This is a genomic window from Pseudidiomarina sp. PP-1MA, assembly GCF_041200125.1.
Classification (GTDB): domain Bacteria; phylum Pseudomonadota; class Gammaproteobacteria; order Enterobacterales; family Alteromonadaceae; genus Pseudidiomarina; species Pseudidiomarina fusca.
Genome location: NZ_CP165718.1, coordinates 1,552,964 through 1,576,606, shown reverse-complemented (window position 1 = coordinate 1,576,606; position 23,643 = coordinate 1,552,964). Strand labels below are relative to the sequence as shown.

18 protein-coding genes are annotated in these 23,643 nt (G+C 47.3%); 9 read left to right on the top strand and 9 right to left on the bottom strand.

Annotated elements, in window-relative coordinates; translation table 11 throughout:
- Nucleotides 1–27: 27 nt before the first annotated feature.
- From AB8S08_RS07555 to AB8S08_RS07545, 3 genes are all read right to left on the bottom strand, one after another.
- Nucleotides 28–3,501, bottom strand: coding sequence for an EAL domain-containing protein (locus tag AB8S08_RS07555; RefSeq protein ID WP_369742378.1), 3,474 nt, complete (start codon nt 3,499–3,501; stop codon nt 28–30).
- 101 nt (nt 3,502–3,602) lie between these two features.
- Nucleotides 3,603–4,073: an N-acetyltransferase gene (locus AB8S08_RS07550; protein WP_110075288.1), complete on the bottom strand. Its 471-nt coding sequence runs from the start codon at nt 4,071–4,073 to the stop codon at nt 3,603–3,605.
- Nucleotides 4,073–4,690 carry a YceI family protein gene (locus AB8S08_RS07545; protein WP_181394889.1) on the bottom strand — a complete coding sequence of 206 codons (618 nt, stop codon included), beginning with the start codon at nt 4,688–4,690 and terminating at the stop codon, nt 4,073–4,075. The genes AB8S08_RS07550 and AB8S08_RS07545 overlap by 1 nt, the downstream gene beginning before the upstream one ends.
- 109 nt (nt 4,691–4,799) lie before the next feature.
- On the opposite strand from AB8S08_RS07545, the gene AB8S08_RS07540 reads away from it, so the two are divergent.
- Nucleotides 4,800–5,738 (top strand): mechanosensitive ion channel domain-containing protein, encoded by a 939-nt coding sequence (locus AB8S08_RS07540; protein WP_369742377.1) that lies wholly within the window; start codon nt 4,800–4,802, stop codon nt 5,736–5,738.
- On the opposite strand, the gene AB8S08_RS07535 is transcribed toward AB8S08_RS07540, so the two are convergent.
- Entirely contained in the window at nt 5,735–7,903 is a 2,169-nt protein-coding gene (locus tag AB8S08_RS07535; RefSeq protein WP_369742376.1) for a putative bifunctional diguanylate cyclase/phosphodiesterase, read from the bottom strand. The genes AB8S08_RS07540 and AB8S08_RS07535 overlap by 4 nt on opposite strands.
- Nucleotides 7,904–8,066: 163 nt before the next feature.
- Between AB8S08_RS07535 and AB8S08_RS07530 the strand changes: the two genes are divergently transcribed.
- From AB8S08_RS07530 to AB8S08_RS07500, 7 genes are all read left to right on the top strand, one after another.
- Nucleotides 8,067–8,765, top strand: coding sequence for a GntR family transcriptional regulator (locus tag AB8S08_RS07530; protein ID WP_110075284.1), 699 nt, complete (start codon nt 8,067–8,069; stop codon nt 8,763–8,765).
- Between the two features lies 1 nt (nt 8,766).
- Nucleotides 8,767–9,645, top strand: a complete 879-nt coding sequence (gene prpB, locus AB8S08_RS07525) for a methylisocitrate lyase (protein WP_110075283.1) — start codon at nt 8,767–8,769, stop codon at nt 9,643–9,645.
- Between the two features lie 51 nt (nt 9,646–9,696).
- Entirely contained in the window at nt 9,697–10,821 is a 1,125-nt protein-coding gene (prpC, locus tag AB8S08_RS07520) for a 2-methylcitrate synthase (protein WP_110075282.1), read from the top strand.
- Nucleotides 10,822–10,905: 84 nt separating this feature from the next.
- Nucleotides 10,906–13,500 (top strand): Fe/S-dependent 2-methylisocitrate dehydratase AcnD, encoded by a 2,595-nt coding sequence (acnD, locus tag AB8S08_RS07515; RefSeq protein WP_369742375.1) that lies wholly within the window; start codon nt 10,906–10,908, stop codon nt 13,498–13,500.
- A gap of 4 nt (nt 13,501–13,504) precedes the next feature.
- On the top strand, nt 13,505–14,689 hold the full coding sequence (gene prpF, locus AB8S08_RS07510) for a 2-methylaconitate cis-trans isomerase PrpF (protein WP_369742374.1): 1,185 nt from the start codon (nt 13,505–13,507) through the stop codon (nt 14,687–14,689).
- A gap of 149 nt (nt 14,690–14,838) precedes the next feature.
- Nucleotides 14,839–15,708, top strand: a complete 870-nt coding sequence (gene rluF, locus AB8S08_RS07505; RefSeq protein WP_258306533.1) for a 23S rRNA pseudouridine(2604) synthase RluF — start codon at nt 14,839–14,841, stop codon at nt 15,706–15,708.
- Nucleotides 15,701–16,099, top strand: a complete 399-nt coding sequence (locus AB8S08_RS07500) for a YchJ family protein (protein WP_258306532.1) — start codon at nt 15,701–15,703, stop codon at nt 16,097–16,099. Before rluF ends, AB8S08_RS07500 begins: the two co-directional genes overlap by 8 nt.
- Nucleotides 16,100–16,202: 103 nt before the next feature.
- On the opposite strand, the gene AB8S08_RS07495 is transcribed toward AB8S08_RS07500, so the two are convergent.
- From AB8S08_RS07495 to AB8S08_RS07475, 5 genes are all read right to left on the bottom strand, one after another.
- A complete protein-coding gene (locus AB8S08_RS07495; protein ID WP_258306530.1) occupies nt 16,203–16,610 on the bottom strand; it encodes a hypothetical protein in 408 nt (135 codons plus the stop codon).
- Nucleotides 16,611–16,688: 78 nt separating this feature from the next.
- A complete protein-coding gene (locus AB8S08_RS07490; RefSeq protein WP_369742372.1) occupies nt 16,689–18,182 on the bottom strand; it encodes a YdiU family protein in 1,494 nt (497 codons plus the stop codon).
- A 72-nt stretch (nt 18,183–18,254) separates the two neighbouring features.
- The gene (gene katG / locus AB8S08_RS07485) at nt 18,255–20,441 is read right to left on the bottom strand and encodes a catalase/peroxidase HPI (protein ID WP_369742371.1); all 2,187 of its coding nucleotides are present in this window, start codon (nt 20,439–20,441) and stop codon (nt 18,255–18,257) included.
- Between the two features lie 187 nt (nt 20,442–20,628).
- Complete coding sequence (locus AB8S08_RS07480) at nt 20,629–21,684, bottom strand: cytochrome P450 (protein ID WP_369742370.1); 1,056 nt, start codon at nt 21,682–21,684, stop codon at nt 20,629–20,631.
- Between the two features lie 101 nt (nt 21,685–21,785).
- Entirely contained in the window at nt 21,786–22,685 is a 900-nt protein-coding gene (locus AB8S08_RS07475) for a LysR substrate-binding domain-containing protein (protein WP_369742369.1), read from the bottom strand.
- A 108-nt stretch (nt 22,686–22,793) separates the two neighbouring features.
- On the opposite strand from AB8S08_RS07475, the gene AB8S08_RS07470 reads away from it, so the two are divergent.
- Nucleotides 22,794–23,639, top strand: a complete 846-nt coding sequence (locus tag AB8S08_RS07470; protein WP_369742368.1) for a DMT family transporter — start codon at nt 22,794–22,796, stop codon at nt 23,637–23,639.
- Nucleotides 23,640–23,643: the final 4 nt, after the last annotated feature.

Sequence of the window (23,643 nt, the reverse complement as noted above, 5' to 3'; positions counted from 1 at the left end):
CCATCACAAGTGCTTTAACAATCTTGCTTATGCGTGCTGAGCCAAATAAACTTTAAGCTCTTCTAACGGCATAGGCTTAGCATAGTAGAAACCCTGAATGTAGCCGCAGCCTAGCTGTTTGAGCATAGTAATTTGCGCTAGGGTTTCGACACCTTCAGCAATCACTTCCATATCAACCTGGGTGGCCATATTGATGACCCCAGCAGTGATCGCCTGATCACTTGCAGATTGGTCTATGTCTTGCACAAAAATACGGTCAATTTTAAGCTTGCTAACCGGGAGCTTCTTTAAGTAACTCAGCCCAGAAAAGCCTGTGCCAAAATCATCAATCGCAACTCGAATACCAACCTCTTTAAAGCGCTGCAGAACCTCGATGGTATGATTTGAGTTCTCCATAAGAATACTCTCAGTCAGTTCTAATTCGAGGAGATCGGCTGGAGTGCCCGTTTCTTCGAGAATTTGCTGTACCTGATCGAAAAAGTCAGCACGGTGAAATTGTAAAGCAGATAAGTTTACCGCAACTCGGATAGCGCCAAATTGTTGCATCTCGTGCACATCGGTGCAGGCTTTACGCAGCGCCCAACGCCCAGCTGGAATAATTTGTCCGGTAGACTCAGCCAGTGGAATAAACTCACCCGGTGAAATGAACCTGCCATCTGGAGTTATCCAACGCATCAAAGCCTCAACGGTAACCACGCGGCCGCTATGCAGATCAATAATAGGCTGGTAATGAAGCTGTAACGCATCATCATCAATCGCTTGCTGAAATTCACTCCGTAAAATAACGTTCGCTTGATAGTTATCATTGTTGGCGGCTTGATAAATCTGGAAGTGATTGCGGCCCTGTAATTTAGCCTGGCTCATGGCTATATCAGCTTGCTGAATCAATTCTAACGGCTGCTTTATCTTCCGAGTGTAATAGGTCACCCCAATACTCGCTGAAATGTAAATATTGTGGCCCTCGACATGGTAGGGTTCATCAATGACATCCATCAGCTGTTGAACTAGGCTTGTTACCGTGCTGGTATCCTCAATTTCGCTTATTACAGCAACAAACTCATCGCCGCTAAAGCGGCTGATAAAATGCGGAGCTTGAATAAGTTGCTGCAGGCGCTTGGCCGCCTGTTGCAAAATCGTGTCACCAACTTTGAGGCCAAGACTGTCGTTCACTGGCTTAAAGCCATCTAAATCGATGAACAATACTGCCAAAGTACCTGATGCATGCCCTTGTTGTTGACGCTGCACCAACCTTTGCAGGTGCTGCTCTAAACTGAAGCGGTTGGCTAAACCTGTCAGTGCATCATGGCTAGCCTGATAGGCGAGTTGCTCTTTATCTGCTACCTGTTCAGAGACATCATGCTGTACGCCCAAAAAGTGAGTAACATCACCTTGGTCATCACGAACAGGAGACAGGTATAATTCATTCCAGAAACTACTACCATCTTTGCGATAATTAAGTATTTGCGTACGAAAATCTCGTTTTTCACGCAGCGCTTGCGCGATTTCGGTAACCGTAAAAGGATCGGTCTGAGGGCCTTGTAACAGAGCACAGCTTTTCCCCACGATCTCGTGATAGGAATACCCTGTTATCTGTTGGAACACTTTGTTCACATAAACCACTGGGAACCCAATCACATTCGCATCTGCAATGACAATACCATTGACGCCACTATCAATGCCGCGACTAAGCAGCAGCCGTTGTTCAGCATCTTTTTTGGTTTGGGTAATATCTTTGGCGACCCCAAAGGTACCCAGTATGTGTTCGTTTATTTTGATGGGCAGGTTGGTCAGATCTAAGTCTATCTCTTGCCCATGCGCAGCTATGGCGGTGACCTCGTAGCGCTGACTATGGCCAGCTAGCACTTGTTCAAACAAAGCAGCAACCGATGGATGTTGACTGCTTGGTATCAGCTTTCTGTAATGCATACCAAGTAATCGTTCGCGAGGCAACTGCAACAGCTTGCAGAAAGCATCGTTCACCTGACTGAGGCAGCCATTAGTATCTAACGAAAAGGCTGGGTCTGGGTTGTTATCAAACAGCGAACGGTAGCGCTGTTCGCTTAAGCCGAGTGACAACTGCTGTTCACGCATCAGCCGGTTTTGCTGAAACATCAGCAAAAAGGCCATGCTAAACAATAGGCCCAAGGCCACAATGACGCTACGCATACCGGCAGCACGATTGAGGTCAGCAAAGCTATGTAAAGTAGCAGTTAGGGTTAAGTTTGGCCCGTGAGGTATCTCAAGTAACGTGGAAGCGAGCACCACTTCATTACCATGAGATGGCTTGCCCTCGTCAAAACTGCGCACAAAGCCACTACCCAGTTGCGTATAGATTTTAATTTCATCATCTGACACCCGCGTATCAGGGTTCATCATTCTGTTCAAATTAAGCGTAGTGAGTAGGTAGCCCGGCTGACTACTCACTCGATTTACCGGCACCAACAGCAGTGCTACAGCCGGCAGATCACGCTTGGCAAAACGTAGGGGAGGGATGAGATACTGAGTTTGTTGAGGTTGTTGTGCCAACCATTGTTGCACTTCTGCATCACGCAGAACTTCCGCTGCTAAGGCAAAACTATCATCGCGGTCAAAGCGCCAGAGCGGTTGTGCTTGGGCGTCGAGTAACGAAATCGATAAGATATGAGGGATATCCCGCATGTAGGCCTGCACATCTGATTGTTGCATATCAATCGCGAGCCGATCATCTGCGACCCGCCAGCGTTCAACCATACGCTCAAGTAGTTGGACATTGACATGGGCCATTTGAATCCGAGCTTTTGCAACCCGTTGTAGGCCATTATCAGCAGCTGTTTGAATTAACTGCAAATGGCTTTGCCCCATATAAAACCATGTTGAGCAGGTAATAAATACGGCTAAACCACCTAGAGTGGAGGCGGTGCGATTAGGCATTCGAATAGGGGGTGCTTGGCGATGACTGGCAAGTAAAAAGGCAATCCCAATGAGTAATAAAAGAATACCTGCAACCCCTGTAATATCGGGATGCGGGCCAAAAATCATAAAGCCGCGAGAATCAAAATGAGCGACTAAAATAATACTACTGGCAATGATCACCACCAACGCTAGGGTGCGCACCCACAGCCGCTGTACTATGCCGCGAGGATTGAGCATAAGCATGGTGCCAAGCAACATGAACAAGGCCACCATGGGGGTGTATAACACAGCTTCGTAGTTGGCTAGCCACGGCATAAACAATACGCGGTTTAAACTCGAGTGTACCAATAGACTATGGAGGGCGAAGCCAACAATCACCGCCCCTGCGGATATTTGTAGCCAACGTCGTGCCGTTAACAGCCCTAGTAGCGCCGCAGCAATGGCCACACAAATAGCTGCGGAGGTGTTAGAAAGCATGCGATCAAATAAGCCCGTGGGAGGGCTGATGAGGTTGGTCAACAACCCCCAAGCGCCGATGGTCGCAGTGGCGGCTAATCCAGTGAATAATGCTGCGGAAATCACCGCCGGATGGACTCTGAATGATGTCATAGTTGGCTGTTATCGTTTTCTTGTAATTCTTATGTAAACAGCACTATATGAGAACCAAGCGGACTTGGTCAACCGTTGTCACAGGGTTGATTCAGGATATTTTATGGGTGTAGGTAACAACTCAGCAACAAGCGGTCTTCGCCCGGGCCTAAAAAGTCAGCTAAATAGGCTTGTTCGGTAAATCCTAACTGCTGATACAGCCCAATGGCTGCGGCATTGTTGGGGGCCACGGTGAGCTTTACTTCACGATAACCCGCCGGCAGATGCTCAAGCCATGCTTGTAACAATTGTTTGCCTACGCCTTGTCCACGCCAAGCGGAGTTAACTAACACCGACATAATCCAGCAGCACTCGGGTTGTTGGTCGGGGGCGGCCATGATGTAACCCGCTAACTGCTCAGTCCTAGTCGATAGCCCGGTGCCCTCTGCGAGCCATTGCAAGTGCGGCCACTGCGCGATCGCTTGATAGAAGAGTGGGGCGGGATAAGCTTCGGCACCGTACTGGTCGTATTCTAGCGCAGCTAACTGCAGCACATCGGCTGCAGTTGCGATACGTACATTTAGGGCAGCCATTAGCGAGTAAATTGCACCGAGAAAGTCACAGGTACGCTGTAATCAATCCGTTTTAATCCGGCGATGTCGCGTAACTGATTAATCCCCTCGGCTAATTTAAACGCTTGAGTATCAATCATCAGCGGTTGTACGGTGGTTGCTAAAAAACGATTTTCCGCCAAGCGTGTGACCTGCAAGGTGGCATTCAGTTTCTCAGTCTCGCCGGCAATAAACACACTTAAGGGTAAGCTCAGAGGTAAGCTCTCGCCCACTTGTAAGCGCAACAGCGGGGCTTCTTCTACCGTAGCTGTGGCAGTCACAACCGTGTAATTGTCAGAGTCAAACAGGTGCTTCAGCATGCGTTCATTGCGAATGGGTATCAGTGTATCTAAGCTAACCACCGGGATTTCGATGCTTACTTGGCTGTCGAGCCACTGGCCTTGTAGGTCAGTAAAACGATGCACTTCTGCAACCACATCATTTTTGACCGAAACAAAATGTAGCTGTGATAACTCGCTATCTAATTGCCATTCACTTGCTTGTACCGCAGCGGTGGCACTTAATCCCAATAGGCTGCCGGCAGCAATCGTGTGCAGTGCCAACTGTTTAAATTTGGTAAAAGGTAATTGCAACATCATAAGCTCCTTGTTTCTGTAGAGGATATAGCTATATCAACATGTTATTATTACGCAATAAGTATTATGATTGTTCACCAGCACATTGTACGAGTAAATCAACGAGACCGCCATGCAAGTTGCAGACACTTTAAGCCAAGTTATCTCGGAATTTGAATTAACCGGTAACATCACCAAGCCCCTAATTGCGACTTTGATTTTAGTGTCGGCGATTTTATTGGTACGGGCGATATTGGCTAAGTTTATTCGCAAAAGTGTCAGTACCACCGAATTAAGGCGGCGTTGGTTAGTGCAAACGCGCAATGGTTTGTTGCTGTTGATGATGCTGGGCTTAATGCTGATCTGGGCGGAAGAATTACGCACCTTAGCCCTAGGTATTGTGGCTATTGCGGTGGCGTTTGTGGTGGCAACCAAAGAACTCATCATGTGCTTAACGGGCAGTTTAGTTAAGTCCGGCAGTAGTTCGTTTAGTATCGGCGATAGAATTCAAATCAAAGATTTTCGTGGCGATGTGATTGATCAAAACCTACTGGCGACCACCCTATTAGAAGTAGGGCCGGGCAAGCACAGTCACCAACGAACCGGGCGCATGATAGCTATCCCTAATTCGTTGTTTGTGTCGGAGCCGATCATTAATGAAAGCTACACCCATGATTTTGTCTTACATGTGTTTACCGTTCCTTTTAAACGTGAAGACAACTGGCGCGCAGCACAAGCTGCGTTTTTAGAATCGGCTAATCGGCATTGTGCTGATATCCTTGAGTTTGCCCGGCGCTATATGCAACGCATGAGTGATCATCGAGGCATAGATGTACCCTCAGTGGATCCGCGCGTTACCATCACGGCTCCCGTTGCTGGTGAAATACACTTAATTGTTCGGTTTCCGGCTAAAGCTGGAATGCGTAGCTATTTAGAACAAGCTATCTTGACGGAAGTGTTTGAGCACCATGATTTTACCAACAAGAATAGCACTGCTGAGATAAGTGTCAGCAAAAGTGGGCGCAGCAGCACCGAGACTGCTGCGGAAATCATCACGCCACCGCTTACTTAATCCGTATCAGCACTGGTAGCGAAATGTTGCTCGAACTCAGCTTGCGGCAGCGCTGGCGCGTACAAGTAGCCTTGCAGTAGGTCACAGCCTTTGGCGAGCAAATGATCTCGCTGAGCCGGCGTTTCCACCCCTTCGGCAACAATATTCATTGCTAAACTGTGAGCCAGCTGGATCATGGCTCCCACAATCGACGCCATGGATGGAATCACTAGCATGTCGCGGACAAAAGTAACGTCAATTTTGAGTGTCTCGAACGGCATTTCTGCTAAATACAATAATGATGAGTAGCCGGTACCAAAATCATCAATCGCAAAGTGAATGCCATGGTCACGTAGCTGCGCCATTTTTTCGGCGACAGCTTCGACATCATGTAGTAATAAACTTTCAGTCACTTCAAGTTTAAGTTTACTTGGGCAAACGCCGTAACGTTTAACCGTATTCAGCACTCGCTCAACAAAGTCGGGCTGCTGAAATTGCATGCCGCTGACGTTGATAGATAACACTAGGTTGCTCAGGGGCGTGCGGTATTGCCACTGTTTCAGCATAGCGCAAGCTTGTTCTAGCACCCAATGGCCCACCTGAATAATAAGCCCCGTTTCTTCTGCTAGCGGGATAAATTCAGCAGGGGATACAAATCCACGTTGTGGATGCTGCCACCGAAGAAGTGCCTCTGCGCCTACCCATGAGCCATCGGCATCCACTTGCGGTTGTAAAAACAAAGCTAATTGCTGTTTCTCGATAGCGTTACGTAAGTCGGCCTCAAGCTCTAAGCGCTGTTGCGCTTTTAATGAAAATTCGTTGTCGTAACATTCAATGCCTGTTTGTCGTTGCTTTGCATGCGCAAGGGCCAAGCTTGCTTGTTGCAGCGTCGTCTCCGGAGCCGTGAATGCATCAATGCGGGTTATCCCAACAGACACCGTGCTCAGATGGCTATAATGGCCCAATTGGTATTCTTCTTGAAGGTGATCTCGCAGCGCCTGAATTTTAGCAAAGGTAGCTTGTTGTTCTGCGACACGGGCATCGCGTTGGCGGCATGGAAGGACCACAGCAAAATCATTGGCGCCCAATCGCGCGACAAAATAATCGCCGTTGCTCCAATCAAGAATACGTTGCGCTACTTGTTGGAGAAGTACATCGCCATAGCTGCTTCCAAAACTGTTATTGAGAGCTTTAAATTTATCTAAATCATAGATTGCTAAAACGTGAGCTGCACCAGCGCTAGCATCTGGCTTGAGCTGCTGATTTAGAAGCTGTAAATGCTCGAGCAACAGCGCGCGATTAGCTAGGCCAGTTAAACTATCTTGGGTGGCCATCGTACGGATCATTTTTCTAGCTTCGCGTTGAGATTTTGCATGAGCGTAAAAGCGTTGGTCAACTTTACTACCAAGGGTAGCCGCAATCGTGGCTGCAATCAGACTAAACCAAACCACGTAGGCCAACCAATTATCGTGTTGATGGCCATGCATGGCTATTTCTTGGCTATAAAAACGGGCCGCTAACATCGCAGTGTAATGCATGCCGCTGATGGCTGCGGCGATGATGGCAGCAGGAAACAAGCGACTCACTAGACGCTGTAATTGGCCATCACGTTCAAAACGCAGCAGACCGCGGTAAGTTAACATGGCTACGATACCTAGGCTTAGTGCTACCACTAAGGAGGTGAGAAACCAAGTAATGTCATAGACTAACGAGCCATTAAAACGCATGGCTGCCATACCGATATAATGCATCGCACCAATCCCCAGCCCCAGCACCAGGCCAGCGCTAATGGTTCTGCCCGTAGTGGCCGTTTGGCGAGCATTATCATTGAGCGCCGGTAGTTGACTGTGCAGGGCGTAAGCATTGGCTAAAATAGCAGGTATCACTGAGAGGATGGTCAACCCAGTATCATGATGAATGGCCAGTGGAATTTGAAATGCCAGCATGCCAATAAAATGCATACTCCAGACTGCCATGCCAGCTATTGCGGCACTTATCCATAACCATAAGTTGCGATAAAAGGCATGGCGATAGCTTTTTGCTCGGCTGAGAGTTAACAACGACGTGTAGCTACCAACTAGGGCTGCTAGGTAGGACAACATTACCAAGCCTAAATGATGAGAACCGGGTATGGCGCTGTACTTGAATTGGCCGAGGTCGAAAAAATGGCTTAGGGCTTCGTGCATGTTGTTGTACATCCTTTGTTAGTCATCTTGATGAATAACGTAACCCATGCGACTTTAGTTTAATTGTCGACAATAAAATTGATTTCAACCTTGGAATTCCATTTCCAAGGGCGTAGAATAAGCTCAATTCAAAGATACTGTCGACAATCTATCGGGTAACGTCATGACAACCGAAGCTGCCACTATACATAGTCCTATCTGGCGTTCGCCGATCACTTCGGCCGATCGCGTCTTACATGAAATTCAACGGGCGATCGTAGCAGGTGACATTGCTGCGGGCAGTAAAATCAGCGAACCTGAATTGGCGCGGCGCTTTGATGTCAGCCGTGCGCCTTTGCGCGAGGCGTTAGCGCGACTAGAACGTTGCCACTTGATTGAACGAACGCCAAATGCTGGCTCTCGTGTCGTTACCTTATCGACCGCAGGGCTGCAAGCTTTATACCAAATTCGTGAAGAATTAGAGGGCTTAGCCTGTCGTTTGGCTGCCACCAACATGGATGAGCATGAAATTGAACAGCTGCGCCAGTTGCTAGACCAACACCTCACCAGCCAACGAGTACGCGAAGGTGAAAGCTATTATCAAGAGGCGGGCGATCTTGATTTTCATTATCGCATTATTATGGGTAGCAAAAATCCTTACCTCATCAATATGTTATGCGATGAATTGTACTTCTTAGTACGAATGTATCGAGTTCAATTAGGGATGAATGGTCCGCGCGTGTCACGTGCGTTTGACGAACACAAAGCTATTATTAATGCCATTGCTAATCGCGATGGTGAACTGGCGGATCTGCTGATGCGCCGCCACATCGCTGCCTCGCGTGGCAACATTGAATCTAAACTACAGCAATTGGGGAAATAACATGACTCAAGTACACAGTGCCGGCGCTAAGTTTCGCCAAGCCATTGCCGCCAACAAGCCGTTGCAAATTGTTGGCACCATCAATGCTTACACCGCCATGATGGCAGCACGGGTTGGCCATCAAGCACTTTATTTATCAGGTGCCGGCGTTGCCAATGCTTCATTTGGTTTACCTGATTTAGGTATGACGTCACTCAATGACGTGTGTGAAGATATTCGACGTATTACCGGCGCAACGGATGTGCCCTTATTAGTCGACGCTGATACGGGTTGGGGCGGAGCCTTTAATATTGCCCGTACGGTGAAAGAAATGACGCGCGCAGGTGCGGCAGGTTTTCATATTGAAGACCAAGTAGCGCAGAAACGTTGTGGCCATCGCCCAAACAAAGAGATCGTGTCACAAGCAGAGATGGTGGACCGCGTTAAAGCTGCGGTAGATGCTCGCATTGATGAGCAGTTCTACATCATGGCGCGTACCGATGCGTTTCAGCAAGAAGGCCTCGCCGCAGCGATTGAACGTGCACAAGCCTGTGTTGAAGCTGGTGCCGATGCGATTTTTGCTGAAGCAGTGCATACTTTAGAGCATTATCAAGCATTTACCGATGCGTTGAACGTACCTGTATTAGCCAATATCACCGAGTTTGGTGCAACACCGTTGTTTAGCAAAGATGAGCTAGCTGAGGTTGGTATTGAATTAGTGCTATACCCACTCAGTGCCTTCCGTGCCATGAACAAAGCAGCCTTAAATGTGTACGAAAGCATTTTAGCCAAAGGCCATCAGCAAGACGTAGTAGACAGCATGCAAACCCGCGCTGAACTGTATGATTTTCTGAATTATCACGCCTTTGAAGATAAATTAGATTCATTGTTTAAGAAGTAGAACAAGAGCGCTATTAGATATTAGATATTAGATATTAATAAGGAGTTAATCATGGTTGATAAGAAACTAACAGGGGCCGGATTGCGCGGTCAAGTAGCAGGTGAAACGGCACTTTGTACGGTAGGTAAAAGTGGCTCAGGCCTAACCTATTACGGCTATGACATTAAAGAATTAGCCGACAAAGTGAGTTTTGAAGAGGTCGCATACTTATTATCACGTGGCGAGTTACCGAACGCGACACAATTAGCTGAGTTTAAAGCGCGTCTTAAACAACAACGTGGACTGCCACAAGCATTGAAAGATGTGCTAGAGCGCATTCCAGCTGATGCTCATCCGATGGATGTGATGCGCACCGGCTGTTCGTTTCTAGGCAACATCGAACCTGAGCAAGATTTTAGCGAAGCAGATGCAAAAATTGAGCGGATGTTAGCCGCATTCCCTAGTATTTTGTTGTACTGGTATCGCTTTAGTCATGATGGCAAACGTATTGAAACTGCCACCGACGATGATTCCATTGGCGCGCATTTCCTTCATTTATTGCATGATAAAGCGCCGTCAAAATTACACACGGATGTCATGAATACCTCATTGATTCTGTATGCGGAGCATGAATTTAATGCTTCAACCTTTACTGCTCGGGTATGTGCTTCAACCCTTTCTGATATTTTCTCATGTGTTACCGGTGCGATTGGTTCGTTACGCGGTCCATTGCATGGTGGCGCAAACGAAGCCGCAATGGAGTTGATTGAGAATATGCAAAACGCTGATGACGCTGAGCAACAGCTGATGGGCATGTTAGAGCGTAAAGAGAAAATCATGGGCTTTGGTCACGCTATTTATCGCGAATTTGACCCACGCAACGATATCATTAAAGAGTGGTCAGAAAAGCTCTCGCAAGAGTTTGGTGATAGCCGCCTGTACGATGTATCTGTGCGTTGTGAAGAAGTGATGTGGCGCGAGAAGAAATTGTTCCCAAATGCCGATTTCTTCCATGCTTCGGCCTATCATTACATGGGCATCCCAACTAAATTGTTTACCCCAATCTTCGTGATGTCGCGGGTAAGTGGTTGGACTGCACACGTAAAAGAGCAACGTGCAAATAACCGTATTATTCGTCCTAGTGCCGACTATACTGGTCCTGCACCGCGCCCAGTTCCAGCGTTAGCCGACCGTTAAACCGGCGTACGCACCAGCTTAGTTGCTCCGGCAAACCTTCAGTGTGTCGGAGCACTTTTGTCCTATTCATCTAAGGGGACCGCCATGAATCAAGAATTTCGTCAACAGCTCCCAGGCACAACGTTACAATATTACGATACCCGTGCCGCGGTAGAAGCTATCGAACCAGGCGCATATGATCGCCTACCTTACACGTCTAAAATTTTAGCTGAGCAGTTAGTGCGTCGCTGCAACCCAGCGGACTTAACGGCCAGCCTTGAACAATTGATTTATCGCAAGCGCGATCTGGATTTTCCATGGTACCCAGCGCGGGTAGTATGCCACGATATTTTGGGCCAAACAGCGCTCGTTGATTTAGCTGGTTTACGTGATGCAATTGCCGCTAAAGGTGGCGACCCAGCTAAGGTTAACCCGGTGGTACCAACCCAGTTAATCGTGGACCACTCGCTAGCAGTAGAACATGCTGGCTTTGAGAAAGATGCCTTTGAAAAGAACCGAGAAATAGAAGACCGTCGTAATGACGACCGGTTTCATTTTATCAACTGGACTAAAACAGCCTTTAAAAACGTTGATGTTATCCCACCAGGGAACGGCATCATGCATCAGATCAACTTAGAAAAAATGTCGCCAGTTGTGCAAGTGCGTGACAACGTGGCTTTTCCTGACACCTGTGTCGGTACCGACAGTCACACCCCTATGGTCGATGCCTTAGGCGTCATTTCTGTTGGGGTAGGTGGCCTAGAAGCCGAGAGCGTGATGCTGGGACGAGCCTCTTACATGCGTCTACCCGACATTATTGGGGTAGAACTAACAGGCAAGCTTAAACCAGGCATCACTGGTACCGATTTGGTCTTAGCTATCACTCAGTTTTTGCGGAAAGAGCGCGTGGTAGGAGCCTACTTAGAGTTCTTTGGCGAAGGTGCTGATGCTTTGTCAGTAGGTGATCGGGCGACTATTTCAAATATGACGCCAGAATATGGTGCAACTGCAGCCATGTTCTACATTGACCAGCAAACCATTGATTATTTGAAGCTTACCGGTCGTGATGACAAGCAAGTTGAGCTAGTTGAACGCTTTGCCAAACACACGGGCTTGTGGGCGGATAGCATGAAGGCAGCCGAGTACGAGCGGGTATTAACCTTTGATTTAGCCGCTGTTGAGCGCAATTTAGCTGGGCCGTCTAACCCGCATGCGTTGCTACCTACGGCTGATTTGGCAGCACGTGGTATTGCGAAGCATATTGACCAGCCCGAAGCAGGTTTGATGCCAGATGGCGCAGTCATTATCGCGGCTATTACCAGCTGTACCAATACCAGCAACCCACGCAATATGATTGCGGCCGGCTTGATCGCACGCAATGCTAATAAACTAGGTTTAACCCGTAAGCCTTGGGTGAAAACCTCGTTGGCACCGGGCTCAAAAACGGTAAAAATGTACCTAGAAGATGCCAATTTATTGCCAGAACTCGAAACCTTAGGGTTTGGCGTCGTTGGTTTTGCCTGTACAACTTGTAATGGTATGAGTGGTGCTTTAGATCCAAATATCCAGCAAGAAATTATCGAGCGAGATTTATTTTCAACGGCGGTTCTATCTGGTAACCGTAATTTTGATGGCCGTATTCATCCATACGCCAAGCAAGCATTCTTAGCATCACCTCCGTTAGTTGTGGCTTATGCTATTGCCGGTACCATTCGTTTCGACATTGAGAAAGACGTTCTAGGTCTCGACCAGCAAGGTAACCCTGTTACCTTAAAGGATATTTGGCCAAGCGACGAAGAAATTGACGCCATTGTTAAACAAGCAGTTAAACCAGAACAGTTCCGGACGGTTTACGACCCTATGTTTAGTTTGAACGTTGATTATGGTGAGAAGACTGAACCGCTTTATAACTGGCGTCCACAGAGCACTTATATTCGCCGTCCTCCTTATTGGGAGGGGGCATTTGCTTCAGGGAACAGTTTAAAGGGCCTACGTCCGCTGGCTGTGTTAGGTGACAATATTACGACCGATCACCTATCGCCATCCAATGCGATTTTACCTGACAGCGCAGCCGGTGAATATTTAGCCAAGATGGGTTTGCCAGAAGAAGATTTTAATAGTTATGCAACTCACCGTGGTGACCATTTAACCGCACAGCGAGCAACATTTGCTAACCCTAAACTCTTTAATGAGATGGTCCGTAACGATCAAGGTGAAGTGATTCAAGGCTCTCTAGCACGAGTAGAGCCCGATGGCAAAGTGATGCGCATGTGGGAAGCCATTGAAACTTACATGGAGCGTAAGCAGCCATTGATTATTGTTGCTGGCGCTGATTATGGTCAAGGATCGTCACGAGACTGGGCTGCGAAAGGTGTTCGCTTAGCGGGTGTTGAGTGTATTGTGGCAGAGGGCTTTGAGCGTATCCACCGTACTAACTTAATTGGTATGGGAGTGTTACCGCTAGAATTTGCAGCGGGTACCACCCGTAACACTCTAGCTATTGATGGCACTGAAACCTTCGATGTGGAGGGCGAGGTGCAGCCGGGTGCGACTATGACTTTGGTGATTCATCGGGCCAACGGCGAAGTGGTAAAAGTACCTACCAAGTGTCGCTTAGATACTGCTGAAGAAGTGTCAATCTACTCAGCTGGCGGTGTTTTACAACGTTTTGCTCAAGACTTTTTAGCTGGTGAGGTTTAATCCTATGGCATTTGCTCCGCAACTAAAAATTGCCGCTACGTATATGCGTGGCGGCACCTCTAAAGGGGTCTTTTTTAAACTGGATGATTTGCCCCTAGCTGCGCAAACGCCGGGTCCAGCGCGTGATAAATTATTACTGCGTGTTATTGGTAGTCCAGATCCTTACGGTAAACACACCGATGGCATGGGCGGAGCTACTTCCAGTACTAGTAAAACGGTTATTTTATCCCGCAGTAGCCGAAGTGACCATGACGTTGATTATCTATTCGGACAGGTAGCTATCGACAAACCATTTATAGATTGGAGTGGTAACTGTGGCAACCTAACGGCAGCCGTAGGTTCGTTTGCAATTAGCAATGGTCTGGTTGATGCTGAACGAATTCCGTCTAACGGCATCTGTGTCGTTCGAATTTGGCAGGCAAATATTCAAAAAACCATCATTGCGCATGTGCCCATTACTGACGGTGAAGTGCAAGAAACCGGTGATTTTGAGCTGGATGGGGTCACTTTCCCAGCGGCAGAAGTGCAGGTTGAATTTATTGATCCTGCAGCTGATGAAGATGGTGCTGGTGGAGCAATGTTCCCCACGGGCAACTTGGTTGATGAGTTTGAAGTGCCAGGGCTTGGCAAGTTGCAAGCAACTTTTATTAATGCCGGTATCCCGACGATTTTTGTCAATGCCGCAGATATTGGTTACACCGGTACTGAATTACAAGGAGCCATCAACGAGAACGCTGAAGCCTTATTGATGTTTGAAAAACTGCGCGCTTACGGTGCGGTTAAAATGGGATTAATCGACTCTATTGAGGCTGCTGCGGCACGTCAGCACACTCCTAAGATTGCCTTTGTGGCTGCTCCGGCAGATTATGTTTCAGCCAGTGGTAAAGCAATTCATGCTGGTGATATTGATCTGTTGGTACGGGCTATGTCAATGGGTAAATTGCACCATGCCATGATGGGAACAGCAGCAGTTGCGATAGCTACTGCGGCAGCAGTGCCAGGTACCTTGGTTAATTTAGCGGCTGGTGGCGGAGACCGTAGCCAAGTTGTCTTTGGTCATCCATCAGGCACCTTACGAGTGGGAGCTGAAGCCACTCAGGTGAATGGTGAATGGACGGTTACCAAGGCTATTATGAGCCGCAGTGCACGGGTGCTGATGGAAGGCTGGGTGCGGGTACCACAAGACTAAAGCTACAATACCGAGGGTTATCGGTGTTACGCGGCTAGCCAGCAAGCGCAATTGGATTGTTGTTGGCTAGTCGCTTTTAGTTCATCTAAAGGCACGGATTCTGATACACTTTGACGGATATCTTCGTCTATTAAGGTGCTTTTTAACCTATGCAAATGAACCAATCATCGCCACGTGATGCCGTGCGTCTCAATAAATTCATCAGCGAAAGTGGTATGTGCTCACGCCGCGAGGCAGATCGCTTTATTGAGCAAGGCCAAGTGACACTTAATGGTCGTCCTGCGGTGGTGGGTGACAAGGTGGGGCCCAGCGACGAAGTACGAGTGAATGGCCGCCTAGTAGCAGCTCAAAATAAAGATAAGTTTGTTTTCATTGCGTTAAATAAGCCCGTTGGTATTGTAAGCACAACCGATTCAGCTGAGCCTAAGAATATCCAAAAATTTGTCGGCCACAAAGAGCGGATCTTTCCCATCGGTCGGTTAGATAAAGACTCGCAAGGGCTGATATTTCTTACCAGCAATGGCGATCTCGTTAACAAAATATTGCGTGCGGGTAACCGCCACGAAAAAGAGTACGTGGTGACGGTTCATAAGCCTATTACCGCCGATTTTATCAAGGGAATGGCTAACGGTGTACCTATTTTAGGAACCATGACCAAGCGTTGTAAGGTACAGCAACTGTCGTCGTTTGTGTTTCGGTTAACGTTAGTTGAGGGTATGAATCGACAGATTCGTCGGATGTGTGAATACTTCGGCTACGAGGTGCGCAAATTAGAGCGAACTCGCATTATGAACGTGCGTCTAGGCACTCTGCAAGTGGGTCAATGGCGTAATCTAAATGCTGCCGAGTTGGCTGATATTATGGCGGCCATTGAAGGCTCGACTGGATTAGCACCAGAGGGACATAAAAGTCGGCGCCCGAAGCCGCAGAAAGTCGCTTCAGCATCAGCGGGTTCGCGCTCAGAGCGTCAAGCATCTGTGGCCTCACGCAAGAACCGACGAGGTGGTCGTTATGATTAATATTCCAGCCAAGAATATGGGCAAGAAGTGCCCCTGCGGTGGCGGAAAATATGCCAATTGCTGTGGGCCTTTTCATACTGGCACCAAGTTGCCACGTACAGCAGAGCAACTGATGAGGTCTCGCTACAGTGCTTTTGCTCGCAACCTAGTGGAATATATTGCTGCTACTTGGCATCCCTCCACTCGACCAGAGCAGTTAGAACTCAGTGATAATCCGGTTTGGCTTCAGTTACAAATCATTGCTAGTGGTAGCCAAGGAAATCGTGGTTACGTGCACTTTATCGCTTATTTCGCAGCTGAAGATGGTATTGCAGAAATGGAAGAAGAGTCTGAATTTATTAGAGAACAGGGCCGCTGGTGGTACTTAAACGCTATTTCCGTTGAACACTAAAATAGCTTTGCCGCGGCGGTGATAAAACCAGCAGTGCAAAACAACCACATGCATTGCAACTGCTGGGAGATTTGGTCAAAAGTTAGAAACGTAAGTAAGTAACTTATACCGGCATAGGTTTGTTATCATTCAAGTTGAGTAAGCCACGTACGGCGCGATAGATAAACCACACGGCTGCGACCAATAGCACGATAAAACCAATGCCAAAGAAGGTAGTGACTAAACCAATGAGCGACCACACTAACATCCACCAAAAGGTGCGAATTTGCCAAGTAAAGTGTGACTCTAAGTAAGTGCCACGAACTTCAGCTCGTTTGATGTAGTTAATAATAATACCCACAATACTGGTGAAGCCAACAAAGCAAGATACTAATTGCAGAATATAAACGACCAGTGTCAGGGTTTTATTCTGGTCTTGGTCTACAGTATTATTGGCATGAACTGTTGTTGAATTCATTGTGGCTGCTGGTTCTGGGGCCGGTTGTCCTGTCGTGTTTGATTGCTCAGTCATAAGCTAAAACTCCTTGTTATAATGTTGTTACTGCGTTTGCAAGGATAACTAAACTGTTTAGAACAATCCAGCTTTTTTTCAAGTACCACAAAAGGTTGTGGTAACCTGCTGGCTGGCAGTGGCCGGCGGCATTAAATCTGCGTACTCTGCTCGTTCTTGGTATGGCTGTGCGAAGGCTTGCTGTAATCGAACAAATTGAGCGAGTGAACCTGTCTTTATGACCTCATTAATACAGTCTTCAATTAAATGGTTGCGCGGAATCAGAGCTGGATTAACCTCATTAAGTTGGCGCTGTAATTGATGCGTCGGAGTACTCGCAGTCGCGTGCAACCATTGCTGATGCCAGGTTAACCATGACGCACTATCACTAAACAGATGATTGCGTCGATTTGGCTCTGCATCCCCTAGGTAACGAAATGCGAGGGTGAAATCAATGTGCTGCTGTTGCATTATCGCAAGTAGCTGTTGAACTAATTTGCTGGCCTCTGGATGGTCTGGGCTGAGCCCGATTTTAGCGCTAAAGTAAGCTTGATAATACTGTTGGTACTTGTCACTAAAGCCCATGACCAGCTCGGTAGCTCTTTCTATGGTAGCAGCGATGGCTGCTTCTGGTTCAGGTGCATCGTTAGCGGTCATGATAGGTAGCAAGGTTTCGGCAAACCGAGCTAGGTTCCATTGTGCCATTGCAGGTTGATTGGCGTAGGCGTAGCGCCCTTGTTTATCAATAAAGCTAAACACTTGGTGTTCGTTGTAGGCTTCCATAAAGGCACAGGGGCCGTAGTCAATAGTGTCACCGACTAAGCTCATGTTATCTGTGTTCATAACGCCATGGATAAAACCCAAACTCATCCATCGTGCAATTAATTGTGCTTGGCTTTCGATAACTGCGTTAAGGAGCGCATCATAGCGAGCAAAACCAGGCGCATGTTGGAGTATAATCTCTGGGTAATGCCGTTCAATAAGGTAATCGGCAAAGCTTTTAAGCTTAGCCGCACTATTTAAATTTAAGACATATTGGGCGGTACCTACACGTAAATGGCTGCGCGCTACGCGTGCCAAAATTGCGCCGGGTTGGGCTTGTTCACGCTGTACCCAATCGCCTGTCGCGACTGCAGCCAACGCCCGCGTCGTAGGTACGCCTAAATGATGCATGGCTTCGCTAACTAAATATTCTCGTATCACTGGGCCGATGGCAGAGCGGCCATCGCCGCGGCGAGAGTAGGGGGTGCGGCCACTGCCTTTTAGCTGCAGATCAAAACGTTGTCCCTCAGGGGTCACGATTTCCGTCAGTAAAATGGCGCGGCCATCACCTAAATGCGGGTTAAAATGACCAAATTGATGACCACTGTAGGCGAGCGCATGGGGCTGGGCCCAGTCCGGCAGTTGGTTACCAGCAAAGAGTTGCAAGCCGGCTTCAGTCCCCCAAAAAGCTTCGGGTAAGCCGAGCTCAGCCGCTAATGACTGATTAAATGCTAGCCATTGTGGCGCCGATACTGGGCTGGGTGAGCAACTCGTCGAAAATTCGTTGGCTAGCTGACAATAACTGAGTTCGGTAGTAAATGACGCTGACATGATAGGCCTCTATCTATTAAAAAACCCGCGATGGTTTTGCCAACGCGGGTTCTAGCTTAGCGCATTGTCGATTTAGATTAAATCGAAGCGATCTGCATTCATTACTTTGGTCCAAGCTTTCACAAAGTCATGCACAAATTTTTCTTGTGCGTCATCTTGCGCATAAACCTCCGCATAACTCCGTAAGATTGAGTTAGAACCAAAGACTAAATCAACTCGTGTTGCGGAATACTTGGTAACTCCGGTAGCACGCTCCTTAATGTGGTAAAGATTCTTACCAGCGGGCTCCCATGTATAGGACATATCAGTTAAGGTAACAAAAAAGTCATTGCTTAAGACACCTTCACGGTCAGTAAATACGCCATGTTTGGTGCCACCAAAATTGGTACCTAGTACTCTCATGCCACCAACTAAAACCGTCATCTCCGGTGCTGTTAGGCCCATGAGTTGGGTGCGGTCTAACATGAGTTCTTCGGGTGCTACTGCGTAATCTTTTTTCACATAGTTACGATAGGCATCATGTACTGGCTCAAGCGGTTCGAAGCTTTCTGCATCAGTCATGTCATCGGTTGCATCGCCGCGACCTGGGGCAAAAGGTACCTTAATATCGACCCCCGCTGCATGTGCGGCTTGCTCAACCGCTGCAGTACCACCTAAGACAATAAGATCCGCTAAACTAATTGGTTTATGGAAGCCGGCTTGAATACTCTCGAGTACTTTTAGTACCTTCTGGAGACGTTCAGGCTCATTACCCTCCCAATCTTTTTGCGGTGCTAAACGAATTCGCGCACCATTAGCTCCACCACGATAATCCGAGCCGCGGAAGGTACGAGCACTATCCCAAGCCGTCGCAACCAGTTCACTTGTACTTAAGCCGCTATTAAGAAGTTGCTGTTTAAGATCGGCAATTTCGGTATCGTCGAGGCTGTAATCAACCGCAGGAATAGGATCTTGCCAGATCAAGTCTTCAGCCGGTACATCAGGGCCTAAGTAGCGAGATTTAGGTCCTAGATCTCGGTGCGTTAATTTAAACCAAGCACGGGCAAACACTTCAGAGAAGTATTCAGGATCGTTATAGAACCGCTCTGAAATCTTACGATAGTCAGGGTCCATTTTCATGGCCATGTCAGCATCCGTCATAATGGGGTTATAACGCTTGCTAGGGTCATGGGCATCAACTGGTTTATCTTCTTCTTTAATATTGATGGGTTCCCATTGCCAAGCACCAGCTGGGCTTTTCTTTAATTCCCAGTCATAGTTCAACAAGAGATAGAAGTAGCCGTTATCCCACTGCGTTGGATGGGTGGTCCAAGCCCCTTCAATGCCGCTGGTAATGGTATTTCCACTGTGACCTTTACCAGCTGGATTTTTCCAGCCCAAGCCTTGCTCAGTTACATCAGCCGCTTCAGGCTCTGCACCTAACTTCGTAGCATCGCCATTGCCGTGACATTTACCCACGGTATGCCCACCAGCGGTAAGAGCACAGGTTTCTTCATCGTTCATCGCCATCCGCGCAAATGTGCGGCGGACATCATGAGCCGTGCGTAATGGATCGGGCTTACCGTCAACCCCTTCAGGATTCACGTAAATTAATCCCATTTGTACTGCTGCTAGAGGGTTTTCTAAGCTATCACGGTCTTGATCGTCACTGTAACGTTGCGCCGTTTCAGCTAACCATTCTTTTTCAGAGCCCCAATAAATATCTTTCTCAGGATGCCAAATATCAGCGCGACCACCGGCAAAGCCATAGGATTTGAGCCCCATTGACTCGTAAGCCATGGTTCCTGCCAGAATCATAAGATCCGCCCACGACAATTTGTTGCCGTATTTTTTCTTGATGGGCCACAATAAGCGGCGTGCTTTATCTAGGTTAACGTTATCTGGCCAACTGTTTAAGGGGGCAAACCGCTGATTGCCGGTACCACCGCCACCACGACCATCCGCGGTACGATAAGTACCAGCCGAGTGCCATGCCATGCGGATCATAAGACCACCATAATGACCCCAGTCAGCTGGCCACCAATCCTGGCTGTCGGTCATGAGTGCTTTTAGATCATTTTTAACAGCTGCTAAGTCTAATTTTTTAAATTCTTCGGCATAATTAAAGTCTGCTCCCATCGGGTTAGTCTTGCTATCATGCTGATGCAAGATGTCGAGATTAAGAGCATTAGGCCACCACTCCATCACTGTTTTACTAGAGCTGGTATTGCCACCATGCATCACGGGGCATTTGCCACTGGAGGCTGATTTATTATCCATAGCTGTTCCTCTTCATTTTGAGCTGCAAAGAACTCTGACGAAATTAGGTCGTGGTGCATCTAAGTATCCGATAATACAAAGGATCAGCACCATTCACTGCACTTTATGACTATAGACTATAGCGCCCCACACACAAGTTAGATAGCTAGAATTATCGATGACTGAGATAGACTTTTTTGATGACAACTTAAGCACTTAGTCTCAGCGGTAACGAGCTAAAGCCCGTAGCAGGGTAGTTAGACCAGGTTGGCTGGCCGGCTAATTCTAGACAGGATACCTGCTCTAGCAAGATACGCGTAAATGTTTCTAGCTCCAGTTGGGCTAGGGGCTTACCGGGGCAGACATGAACTCCAGCACCATAAAGTAAGTTATGTTCGGCATTTTGCTGCGGATTGAACGTCAATGGCTGTGGAAATACGGCAGCATCCCGCTGTATTTCTGGCCACACTAGGGTTATCGGAGTACCTGAAGGAAGCTCTTGCTGAGCAAGTTGCACAGGACAACGAGTGCGTCGTCGATTACTTGGCAAGGGCGCATGAATACGTAGTATTTCATCAATACTTTCGCGCAGCGGTAAGTCGTTGTTGCGTAGCTGCTGTTGGAGCTGCGGATGTTGCGCCAAATAGCCGGTTATAATACCGACGCTGGCGGTAATGGTTGCTAATTCTCCTACCGTCCAGTTTCGAATTAAGCTGGTTAATTCGGCTAAACTAAGTGCTCGGCCGTGAATCCTTAATTCGGTGAGTTGACGCATCACCGTTGGTTGTGACTGCTGTTGAGCTAGCTTGGCTAATGTGGCTATATGTTGCTCAAATTCGGCCGCAAGCATCACCATAGCCGATTTATCTTGTTGGCGTTGCGCCTGCTGTTGGGCTTGTAACCAAGCCTGAATAAGCGGTTTGTAATCGTCTGGCCAACCCATAAAAAGCCATTGAATATCCAACGCAAAGGGACGAGCAAAAGCTGTGATAAAATCAATAGCCATACCATCTGCGTGGTCAATTAATGCTGTCACTTGGCGCTCTACCAAAGCAACACAAGAGGGCTGAAACTGAGCGATGGCAGTCGTTGAAAAAAAGGGCTCAATCAGTTGCCGATAGGTTTGATGCTGCTCATCATCCATGCCGTTCGGTACTGATATATGTTGCGATACCTGATTGCTAAAAAGCTGAGGCTTAGACAAGACTTGCATAGCATCAGCGTGACAGGTGACAGTTACTTCCGACGTTGCGGAGTAAGACATACTAAGCCTCCTTAATGATCGAGACTTCATTATCCGCATTACAGACTTGTTTACAAGTGAGCTTTTCGCATTTTGGTCAAACCAATTGACCTAGATCATGATCACAAACTTCTTTCTTTGCAAAGAGCAACCAACCACTTACCTAAAGCTTCAAGACCAATCCGCTTAGCTGCTCGATTTGGATAAACAAAGTAAAAGCTATCGTCAGTACGGATACTATGTAAAGGCAATTCGTACAAGCTATCGGCACGTTCAGCAGTACTGGTCATAAATTCATTGAGTAGGGCAATTCCTTGGCCATATTTAGCCGCTTCAACCGCTAATAAAACATGACTAAAGTGATGAATTTTAGTATGAGGTGGTAAGGGTTGCTGAACCGCAGCAAACCACCGTCGCCAATCCTCGCCGGGCTGGTTGGAACTGAATACAGATGCGGCCGACAATAATGGGAATTGCGTTAATAAATGAGGCTCTCGCAATTGCTGTGCCTCGCTCCAAAGGGGTTTGGCACAATAGGGTTTGAGTCTCTCATCGTATAAATGATATTGAGTAAAGCCGGATCGAGGTGGTTGAGTCGTAATAAAACAATCGGCAAACTGTGTATCAAAACGTCCGTCTTGAGTGAGCATTTGCAGTGATAGATCAATATTAGGATAACGCAGGCGAAAGTCATCTAATGCTGGAATCAGCCATTTGACCGCTAACGAGCCATGCAACGCTAGTTTTAGCTGCCGAGATTTTTGTTGCTTCATATCGATACTGGCGTGACTGATAGTATCAATGGCTGGTGCCACTTGTTGTAGATATTGCTCACCTAAAGCCGTAAGCAAGATATCTCGCCCTCTGCGGACAAATAATGGATGTCCGAGGAAATCCTCAAGCCCTTTTATTTGGTGGCTTACAGCACTCTGAGAGACATGCAAGCGCTGGGACGCCACAGAAAAGCTTTGCGCACGAGCCGCTTCAACAAAATAGTGAATAGCGCGTAAAGGGATACTCATTATCCAAAAATCTCATAGTTATTTTAATTAATATCATTATAAGTAATACCACCACGATAGTACAATCTAACAACAAACCAAAGCCTGTTAGTTAAAGAGGAGTTAATCGTGGATCGTTCGCTTGTTCTAGCCGTGTTGTTATTAATTTTTGGCAACAATATTGCGATTCTATCCGACTCTTTAATTAAGCTACTCGATGGCTTTGAAGCACCCTTTCAATTTGTGCTGCTGCGCCAATTAAGTGCAGCTTTGTTATTACTACCTGTGATGCTTTATTTACGACGACCGTTACTACCTCAAAAATTACGCTGGCATGCCACTCGTGCTCATATCTTCTTATTTGGCGCGGTATTTATGGTTATTTCACTAACGACCTTACCCTTGGCTACTGCGAATGCTATTTTTTATGCAGCACCACTGATTACAGTGGTATTTGCACGTGTTTTTTTCAAAGAAAGGGTTACGGTCTGGTCATTAGGTACGGCGGCGGTAGGTATGCTTGGCGTACTAGTTATTGTTAACCCTAGTGAAGGAAATATCTTTGTTTTGGCGGCGTTGGTGGTGGCTGCAAGTTTAGCTATAAATAATCTACTGATTAAGAAACTGCCGGTCGAACATAGCATCATTGATACTCTTTATCTGACTAACATACTTGGTATTCCTACCACCTTGGTGTTGACCCTTATTGAGGGGGCTACTTTTGATTGGTACTTATTTTGGTTAGCCATAGGATCGAGCTGCTTTGCGATGATTTATGCGGCAACATGTGTGTATGCATACCGAGCTGCCGATAGCAATAAAATTACCAGTGCGGAATATACAGGATTGATAGGTGCCGTTCTTTTAGGATTTGTGTTTTTTGCCGAGCAACCCGATTTACGTTTTTATCTAGGGAGTCTATTAATTGTTATTCCTCTAACACTACTCACTTGGCGTCAGGGAAAGTCGAGCTAGTAGG